Source organism: Halomonas sp. DP4Y7-1 (assembly GCF_019800705.1).
Classification (GTDB): Bacteria; Pseudomonadota; Gammaproteobacteria; order Pseudomonadales; family Halomonadaceae; genus Halomonas; species Halomonas litopenaei_A.
Map to the genome: position 1 here is coordinate 1 of NZ_JAHVKS010000022.1, position 2729 is coordinate 2729.

Here is a 2729-nt window from a genome sequence, read left to right on the forward strand (position 1 = left end):
GCGACCCCGGTGGTAGAGGTGAACCCCGAGTCGCCCAATGCGTCTGGCAATAACGAGGTGGACGAAGCCGGTCTGGACGACGGCGGCAGCCAGTCGGCCACCGACCTGGAGACCACCAGTGGCACCATCGCCATCGATACCGGCTCTGACAGCGTGGGCTCGGTGGTGATCAGCGGCGTGGACGTGACCAACGGCGGCACCGTGCAGGGCACCTACGGCGTGCTGACGGTCACCGTCAACAGCGGCATCTACAGCTACAGCTATACCTTGAGCGACAACACCACCGACCATAGCAGCCAGGGCACCGGCAGCGACGGCATCCAGGACGTGTTCAGCCTGGTGGTGACCGACTCAGACGGCGACGTCAGCGATCCCGCAGCCTTGACCATCGACATCAAGGATGACGTGCCCGAGGCCACCGACGACGCGGCCGAGACCGACGAGAACGTGGCGATCACCGTCAACGTGCTGGACGGCAGTGCGGGCGGGGCCGATGTGGCCGGCGCCGATGGTCCGGTGACCCTGACCAATGCCGCGCTGCAGGACCCGAGCCAGGGCAGCGTGAGCTTCAATGGTGACGGCAGTGTGACCTTCACCCCGGCGACGGGCTTTGAAGGCGACGTGTTGATCGACTACACCATCACCGATGCGGATGGGGATACCGCTAACGCGACCCTGACCATCACCGTGGACGCTACCCCGGTGGTGGAGGTGAATCCCGAGTCGCCCAATGCGTCTGGCAATAACGAGGTGGACGAAGCCGGTCTGGACGACGGCGGCAGCCAGGCGGCCACCGACCTGGAGACCACCAGGGGCACCATCGCCATCGATACCGGCTCCGACAGCGTGGGCTCGGTGGTGATCAGCGGCGTGGACGTGACCAACGGCGGCACCGTGCAGGGGACTTACGGCACCCTGGTCGTCAGCGTGGTGAATGGGGACTACAGCTATACCTACACCCTGGACGACAACACCACCGACCATAGCAGCCAGGGCACCGGCAGCGACGGCATCCAGGACGTGTTCAGCCTGGTGGTGACCGACTCAGACGGCGACGTCAGCGATCCCGCAGCCTTGACCATCGACATCAAGGATGACGTGCCCGAGGCCACCGACGACGCGGCCGAGACCGACGAGAACGTGGCGATCACCGTCAACGTGCTGGACGGCAGTGCGGGCGGTACCGACGTGGCCGGCGCCGATGGTCCGGTGACCCTGACCAACGCCGCGCTGCAGGACCCGAGCCAGGGCAGCGTGAGCTTCAATGGTGACGGCAGCGTGACCTTTACCCCGGCGACGGGTTTTGAAGGCGACGTGCTGATCGACTACACCATCACCGATGCCGACGGGGATACCGCGAACGCGACCCTGACCATCACCGTAGACGCGACCCCGGTGGTAGAGGTGAACCCCGAGTCGCCCAATGCGTCTGGCAATAACGAGGTGGACGAAGCCGGTCTGGACGACGGCGGCAGCCAGTCTGCCACCGACCTGGAGACCACCAGCGGCACCATCGCCATCGATACCGGCTCCGACAGCGTGGGCTCGGTGGTGATCAGCGGCGTGGACGTGACCAACGGCGGCACCGTGCAGGGCACCTACGGCGTGCTGACGGTCACCGTCAACAGCGGCGTCTACAGCTACAGCTATACCCTGGACGACAACACCACCGACCATAGCAGCCAGGGCACCGGCAGCGACGGTATCCAGGACGTGTTCAGCCTGGTGGTGACCGACTCCGACGGCGACGTCAGCGATCCCGCAGCCTTGACCATCGACATCAAGGATGACGTGCCCGAGGCCACCGACGACGCGGCCGAGACCGACGAGAACGTGGCGATCACCGTCAACGTGCTGGACGGCAGTGCGGGCGGGGCCGACGTGGCCGGCGCCGATGGTCCGGTGACCCTGACCAACGCCGCGCTGCAGGACCCGAGCCAGGGCAGCGTGACCTTCAATGACGACGGCAGCGTGACCTTTACCCCGGCGACGGGCTTTGAAGGCGACGTGCTGATCGACTACACCATCACCGATGCGGATGGGGATACCGCTAACGCGACCCTGACCATCACCGTGGACGCTACCCCGGTGGTAGAGGTGAACCCCGAGTCGCCCAATGCGTCTGGCAATAACGAGGTGGATGAGGCCGGCCTGGACGACGGCGGCAGCCAGTCGGCCACCGACCTGGAGACCACCAGCGGCACCATCGCCATCGATACCGGCTCCGACAGCGTGGGCTCGGTGGTGATCAGCGGCGTGGACGTGACCAATGGCGGCACCGTGCAAGGTACCTACGGCACCCTGGTCGTCAGCGTGGTGAATGGGGACTACAGCTATACCTACACCCTGGACGACAACACCACCGACCATAGCAGCCAGGGCACCGGCAGCGACGGTATCCAGGACGTGTTCAGCCTGGTGGTGACCGACTCCGACGGCGACGTCAGCGATCCGGCCAACCTGACCATCGACATCAAGGATGACGTACCCGAGGCCACCGACGACGCGGCCGAGACCGACGAGAACGTGGCGATCACCGTCAACGTGCTGGACGGCAGTGCGGGCGGGGCCGATGTGGCCGGCGCCGATGGTCCGGTGACCCTGACCAATGCCGCGCTGCAGGACCCGAGCCAGGGCAGCGTGAGCTTCAATGGTGACGGCAGCGTGACCTTTACCCCGGCGACGGGTTTTGAAGGCGACGTGCTGATCGACTACACCATCACCGATGC

At 65.8% G+C, this 2729-nt stretch carries 1 protein-coding gene; it reads left to right on the forward strand.

The genetic code is table 11. From position 1 onward, the window contains the following. The coding region (locus KUV72_RS19635) for a beta strand repeat-containing protein (RefSeq protein WP_222239505.1) at positions 1-2729 on the forward strand (2729 nt) is incomplete at both ends.